The sequence below is a fragment of the uncultured Cellulomonas sp. genome (assembly GCF_963527515.1).
In the GTDB taxonomy this organism is placed as follows: domain Bacteria; phylum Actinomycetota; class Actinomycetes; order Actinomycetales; family Cellulomonadaceae; genus Cellulomonas.
The window spans coordinates 1-5,954 of record NZ_CAURTV010000155.1; the positions used below are offsets into that span (position 1 = coordinate 1).

Sequence of the window (5,954 nt, forward strand, 5' to 3'; positions counted from 1 at the left end):
GGGTGGCGGAGGCGGTCGAGCGGCTCCCGGAACCCACCACCGCGGTGGTGCACCGCGTCCTGCAGGAGTCGCTCACCAACGTCCGCAGGCACGCCCCGGGCGCGTCCGTGCAGGTCAGGCTCGCCGTGGGGGACCGGATCGTGCTCGAGGTCCTCGACGACGGACCCGGTGCCGACGTCGTGGTCGACGGCTTCGGGCTGCGCGGGATGCGCGAGCGCGCCGCGGCGCTCGGCGGCACGCTCACCGCCGGCTCGGGCGGCGCCGGGTTCCGCGTCCGGCTGGAGCTGCCGCGGTGATCTCCGTCCTGCTGGCCGACGACCAGGCCCTCGTACGCGGGGGCTTCCGGGCGCTGCTCGACGCCGAGCCGGACCTCACCGTCGTGGGCGAGGCGGCCACGGGCGACGACGCCGTCCGGCTCGCGCTCGACCTCCTCCCCGACGTCGTCCTCATGGACATCCGCATGCCCGGCACGGACGGGTTGGCGGCCACGCGCCGGATCGTCGACGACCCGCGTGCGGAGCGCGTCCGAGTGGTGGTGGTGACCACGTTCGAGCTCGACGAGTACGTGGCCGAGGCGATCCGGGCGGGGGCGTCGGGGTTCCTGGTCAAGGACACCGAGCCGGTCGACCTGCTCCGGGCGGTGCGTGTGGTGGCCGCGGGCGACGCGCTCCTGTCGCCGACCGTGACGCGCCGGCTGCTGGCCACGGTCGCCCGCGCCACCCGTCAGGTCGCGGAGCCGGCCGCGCTGGCGGCGCTGACCCCGCGCGAGCGCGAGGTGCTCGTGCTCGTCGCGGAGGGTCTGTCGAACGACGAGATCGGCGAGCGACTCTTCCTGAGCCCCCTGACGGTCAAGACGCACGTGCTGCGCGCCGGTGCCAAGCTCGGCGCGCGCGACCGGGCGCAGCTGGTGGTCGTGGCCTACGAGTCAGGCCTGGTGCGTCCGGGCTGGTCCGGCTGACTCCGTCCGGAGCGACCCGCACGCTCCGGACGGAGGACGACCGCCGAGGGGTCCCCGGGGCACCGTGATGGAGCGGTCGACTCTCGGCCGCCACGTTCCCGGAGGTCGCCATGCTCACCACGCTGCTGTCCCACCCCGTCGGCTACGGCGGGGGCTGGGGTCCCGGGCCCTGGTTCCTGCTCGTCCCGCTGTTCTGGTTCGGCCTGGTGGTCCTGGTCATCGCCCTTGTGGGTCGCCGGCGCCGCGCGTGGGCGGGCTGGGAGGGCCGACGCGACGCCGGCAGCGCCCGCGCGGTGCTCGCCGAGCGCTACGCCCGCGGAGAGATCGACGAGACGGAGTACCGGTCCCGCCTGGAGGTGCTGCTCGCCGCGGACGAGTCGCGGCGCTGACGTCAGGCCTCCGTCGCGCTCGGTTGCGGCTCGTCCGCGACGGGGGCCCCCGGCAGGTCGCGCATGCCCAGCAGGGGCGAGACGACGACGGGCAGCGCGGCGAGCGACATGATCGCCACCGACACCCACAGGGTGGGCAGCACGCCGAGGTTCGTGCCGAGCCAGCCGCCCAGCAGCCCGCCGATCGGCATCGTTCCCCAGACGATGAACCGGACGGACGCGTTCATGCGGCCCAGCAGCGCCGGCGGGCACACGCGCTGGCGGAAGCTCACCTGGCCGACGTTGTAGACGATCACGGCGAAGCCGAACAGCGCACCGCCGGCGACGAGCAGGGCCGGCGCGGGGGCGACGCCGAGCGACGCGAGGGGCATCAGCGCAGCGGCCGGCGCCATGAGCAGGGCAGCGAGCGGGATGATCCGGCCCTCGCCGATCCGCTGTGCGAGCCGTCCCGCGGCGACCGCGCCGAGCAGCCCGCCGACCGCGCCGGCCGAGACCACGGCACCGTACGTGGGCGTGCCCAGGTCCAGCTCGCGCAGCACGTAGATGACGGTGACCGCGCCGGCCAGCGACCCCGCGAAGTTGCCCAGGGACGTGCACGCGACGATCCGGCGCAGGAACGGCTCGCGCACGACGAACTGCAGGCCCTCGGCGATCTCGACCTTCAGCGGCCGGCGCGTGCTCGGGTGCGGGGGAGTCTCCTGCTGCCGGATGCGGCCGACCGCGAACGCCGAGATCAGGTAGGTCACCACGGTGAACGCGATGAGTGCGGGCGCGGTGATGACCCGCAGGAGCAGCCCGCCCAGCGCGGGGGCGGCCACCTGCGCGACCGAGGCCGTCGCCTGCAGCTTGGAGTTGCCCTCGACCAGGTGGTCCAGGCCGACGAGCCCGGGGATGTAGCTCTGGTGGGACACGTCGAAGAAGACGGTCGCGGTGCTGATCACCAGGGCGGCGACCACGAGCAGCGGGATCGACGCGTGCCCGGTGGCGGCCGTCACCACCACGGCGGCGAGCACGGCGGCGCGCACCAGGTCGGCGACGACGAGCACCCGGCGCTTGCGCATCCGGTCCACCCACGCGCCGGCGGGCAGGCCGATCACGAGGAACGCGGCGTACTCCGCGGCGGTGAGCACGCCCATCTCCCACTCGGTGGCGGCCAGCTGCTGGACCGCGAAGACGGGCAGCGCGAGCGCGGTCAGCTGGGCGCCGAGCTGGCCCAGGGCGTCCCCGGTCCAGAGCCGCCGGAAGTCCGGGTGGTGGACCAGCGAACGCGGCCGACGCGGTGCAAGAGTGGGGTCGGTGCTCACGCGGCTAGGATGAGTCCACCGATTGGGAAAAGTCAATCACTGCGGAGGACCGACCGATGACCGAGCGCGGACGCGCACCGGAGGCGCATGCCGAGGCGGAGGTCGACGCCGACGCCCGGGCGCTCGCGAGCACCCTGCGCATGCGGATCCTGCGCCTGTGCCTGGACGACGCGCTCACCAACCGGGAGATCGCCCAGCGGCTCGACCGCAACCCGGCGACCGTCCTGCACCACGTGCGCACGCTCGTCGACCGCGGCTTCCTGGCGGCGGAGCCGGCCCGGCGGGGGACCCGCGGGGCGCGCGAGGTGCCGTACCGCGCCACCGGCAAGTCGTGGCGCACGCCGGGTGGCCCGGGCATGAGCCGGGTCCTCATCGACACGTTCCTCGAGGAGGTCGCCCTGGTCGACCCGCAGGACGTGCTGACCACCCGGCTCGGGCTGCGGCTCGACGCGGACGGGCTCGAGGAGCTGACCTCGCGGGTGCACGAGGTGCTGCAGGACTTCGCCACGCGGCCCGCGACCCCTGACGGCGTCCCGTACTCGGCCTTCTGGGCGCTGCACCAGGACGTGAGCCGTCAGACGCCCCCGCGCAGCGCGGCGATCGGCTCGATCGACGCGGCCTTGAGCGAGGGGTAGAGGCCGGCCAGCAGGCCGATCGCCCCTCCCGCCAGGGCGGCCACGGCGACCATCCGCAGGTCGAGGATGGGAGTCCAGGCCTGGGCGGCGCTGATCCCGACGACGACCGCGACCCCGAGCGCGGCGCCGAGCATCCCGCCGAGCAGCCCCACCACCACGGACTCGACCATGAACTGCGCGCCGATGTCCCGGCGGGTGGCCCCGAGCGCACGCCGCAGCCCGATCTCCCCGACGCGCTCCAGCACCGACAGCAGGGTCACGTTCGCGATGCCGACGCCGCCGATGAGCAGTGCCACGCCGCCGAGGGCCAGGAAGATCGTGTTCACGTCCGCCTGCACGCTCTGCCGCACGGTGGAGGTGGAGGGCGGCGTCTGCACGTCGACGGTCTCGGGGGCGTTCGGGCTCAGCGCGGTGGGCAGCTGGCTGCCGACCACCGGACCGGCGCCGACCGCGAGCCGCAGGTGGAGCTCGCCCGGAGCCGACAGAGCGAAGTCCGCTCGCGCGGTCCCCTCGGGCAGGAGGACGGCGGCGAGCACGTCGGACCGCCGCCGCACGTCGTCGATGATGCCGATCACCTGGTAGGCGCGCTCGCCGATGAAGATGGACGGCTGCCGGTCCACGCGGACCACACCGAGCCGACGGGCGGCGTCCGCCCCGAGCACCACCACCCGGTCCGCGCGGGCGTCGTGGCCCGCGTCGAAGTAGCGGCCCTGCACGACGCGTCCGCCGACGGCCTCGAGCGCCCCGGGGGACGTCGCGACGACGTCGGGCGCCACGGTGCGGGGTGCCGAGGGGTCGTGCACGGGCACGGCGGAGATCTCCGCGTCACCCACGTCCACGGCCGAGAAGCTGCCGGCGGCCTCGACGCCCGCGAGCCGTTCCGCACGCGCCGGCCCGTCCCAGGGCAGCGTCCCGAGCGCGCGCTCCGAGCCGTCCCAGCCGTAGTTGGTCTCAGGCTTGGCCACGGCCTGCGTCGCCGCGACCGCGTCGAACTGCTTGTTGATCTGCCCCGAGGCGGTCTGCGCGAGCCCCACGGTGACGACCACGGAGGCGATGCCCAGCACCGTGCCGAGGATGGTCAGCAGCAGGCGTCCCGGACGCGCACCGATGCCCGCGGCGGCCTCGGCGAGCAGGTCCCGCAGGCCGAACCGGTCGGACCGCGCCACGCGCTCGGTCACGGCGGTCACGCGATCTCCCGCAGGTGGCCGTCGGCGATCCGGACCCGGCGCTGCGCACGCGCGGAGACCTCGTCGTCGTGCGTGATGACCAGCAGGGTCAGGCCCGCCGCATGGAGCTCGTCGAACAGGTCGAGCACCCCGGCGGAGCTCTCGGAGTCGAGGTTGCCGGTCGGCTCGTCGGCCAGCAGCACGCGCGGCTGCGCGACGACGGCGCGGGCGACCGCGGTCCGCTGGCGCTCCCCGCCCGACAGGACGGTGGGCACGAAGTCGATCCGGTGGCTCAGGCCGACGCGATCGAGGGCGGCCAGCGCGCGGTCCCGTCGCTGCGCCCGTGGCACGCCGCTGTACAGGGTGGCCAGGAGCACGTTCTCGAGCACCGTGCGGTGCGGCATCAGATGGAACGCCTGGAACACGAAGCCGATGTGGCCCGCCCGCATGGCGGCGCGCTCCCGCTCGCCCGCGTTCGCCGTGGGGATGCCGTCGAGCAGGTACTCGCCCTCCGTCGGCTTGTCGAGCAGGCCCAACAGGTTGAGCAGGGTGGACTTGCCGGAGCCGGAGGGTCCGACGACGGACAGGTAGTCGCCGGCCGCCACCGCGAGGTCCGCGGCGTGCAGCGCGTGCACCGGCGGGTCGCCCGGGAACTGCCGGGCGGCGCCGCGCAGCTCGAGCACCGGCGGTGGCGGACCCAGGTCCTGCGGCGCGTCGACGAGGTCGAGGACGGTCATCCGTCCCCCTCGGCGCTCTCCTCGGTCTCCTCGGCCTTGTCGGCCTTCTTCTCCGCCACCCCGACCACGACCAGGTCACCGGCCGCGAGCGGGCTCTCGGCGCTGGAGATCTCGACGTACCCGTCGGCGGCGAGCCCGGTGGTGACCGTCACCAAGGAGCTCGCCTTGCCGTCCTTGCCGGGCAGCTCGAGCCGCGACTCGCCGCCGGGGCCGGCGGTCAGCGCGGCCAGCGGCACGGCGAGCACCTCGCCCTCCGTCGAGCTGACCGGCACGCGGACCCGCACGTTGGTGTTCTGCAGCGCCATCACCTGCTCGGGGCTGAGCGCACCGAGCGTGAAGACGACCGTCCGACGGTCGCTCTCGGGCGCCGTGGGCTGCTCGGGCTCCTCGCCGCCCTCCTCCCCGTCCGGCCCAGCCGGCGTGTCGGCGGAGTCCTTGAGCTCGGAGACGGTGACGGGCAGCTCCTGGTCGTCGAGGCTGATCGTCCCGGCGGTCCCGACGGTGAGCAGCTCGGCGTCCGCGCGGGTCGCGCTGCCGGTGATCTGGATCGTGGCACCGGACACGCTCATGAAGCTCCCGGTGACGGTCCCCCCACGGGTGGCGGTCACGTCGTCGACGCGGCGGGGCAGCGTCGGCACGAAGACCACCTCGCTGGCCGGCAGCGGGGTGAGCGTCGCGGCCTGCGCCTCGGACTGCGCCTCCTGCGCGGACGCCAGCTGCGCCTGCGCCGACGCCACCGCGGCGCGCTGGGCGGCGGTGTCCGCC

The 5,954-nt window shown here is 74.9% G+C and carries 7 protein-coding genes and 1 pseudogene; 4 read left to right on the forward strand and 4 right to left on the reverse strand.

Annotation, left to right across the window (positions count from 1 at the left end):
• The 3 genes from RYN42_RS19330 to RYN42_RS19340 all read left to right on the forward strand — a co-directional run.
• Positions 1-296: sensor histidine kinase (locus RYN42_RS19330; RefSeq protein ID WP_399552547.1), on the forward strand; the 296-nt coding region annotated here is incomplete at its 5' end.
• A complete protein-coding gene (locus RYN42_RS19335) occupies positions 293-958 on the forward strand; it encodes a response regulator transcription factor (RefSeq protein ID WP_315098979.1) in 666 nt (221 codons plus the stop codon). The genes RYN42_RS19330 and RYN42_RS19335, both read left to right, overlap by 4 nt.
• A 110-nt stretch (positions 959-1,068) precedes the next feature.
• Positions 1,069-1,347 (forward strand): SHOCT domain-containing protein, encoded by a 279-nt coding sequence (locus RYN42_RS19340; protein ID WP_315098982.1) that lies wholly within the window; start codon positions 1,069-1,071, stop codon positions 1,345-1,347.
• A 2-nt stretch (positions 1,348-1,349) separates the two neighbouring features.
• Here the strand turns inward: RYN42_RS19340 and RYN42_RS19345 are convergent, their stop codons facing one another.
• The gene (locus RYN42_RS19345; RefSeq protein ID WP_315098985.1) at positions 1,350-2,651 is read right to left on the reverse strand and encodes an MFS transporter; all 1,302 of its coding nucleotides are present in this window, start codon (positions 2,649-2,651) and stop codon (positions 1,350-1,352) included.
• Positions 2,652-2,707: 56 nt separating this feature from the next.
• On the opposite strand from RYN42_RS19345, the gene RYN42_RS19350 reads away from it, so the two are divergent.
• Complete coding sequence (locus RYN42_RS19350) at positions 2,708-3,286, forward strand: winged helix-turn-helix domain-containing protein (RefSeq protein WP_315098989.1); 579 nt, start codon at positions 2,708-2,710, stop codon at positions 3,284-3,286.
• Here RYN42_RS19350 and RYN42_RS19355 read toward each other — a convergent pair.
• The 3 genes and pseudogenes from RYN42_RS19355 to RYN42_RS19365 form a co-directional block, all read right to left on the reverse strand.
• Positions 3,226-4,473: an ABC transporter permease gene (locus RYN42_RS19355; RefSeq protein WP_315098992.1), complete on the reverse strand. Its 1,248-nt coding sequence runs from the start codon at positions 4,471-4,473 to the stop codon at positions 3,226-3,228. The two genes, RYN42_RS19350 and RYN42_RS19355, sit on opposite strands and share 61 nt — an antisense overlap.
• Positions 4,470-5,189 carry an ABC transporter ATP-binding protein gene (locus tag RYN42_RS19360; protein ID WP_315098994.1) on the reverse strand — a complete coding sequence of 240 codons (720 nt, stop codon included), beginning with the start codon at positions 5,187-5,189 and terminating at the stop codon, positions 4,470-4,472. The genes RYN42_RS19355 and RYN42_RS19360 overlap by 4 nt, the downstream gene beginning before the upstream one ends.
• Positions 5,186-5,954: pseudogene (locus RYN42_RS19365) on the reverse strand (hypothetical protein); the annotation flags it as partial. The gene RYN42_RS19360 and the pseudogene RYN42_RS19365, both read right to left, overlap by 4 nt.

What these genes read in the sequence shown, in the direction of transcription:
- RYN42_RS19340 (WP_315098982.1), top strand. Translation starts at nt 1,069, where the DNA reads ATGCTCACCACGCTGCTGTCCCACCCCGTCGGCTACGGCGGGGGCTGG.
- RYN42_RS19360 (WP_315098994.1), bottom strand. Translation starts at nt 5,189, where the DNA reads ATGACCGTCCTCGACCTCGTCGACGCGCCGCAGGACCTGGGTCCGCCA.
- RYN42_RS19350 (WP_315098989.1), top strand. Translation starts at nt 2,708, where the DNA reads ATGACCGAGCGCGGACGCGCACCGGAGGCGCATGCCGAGGCGGAGGTC.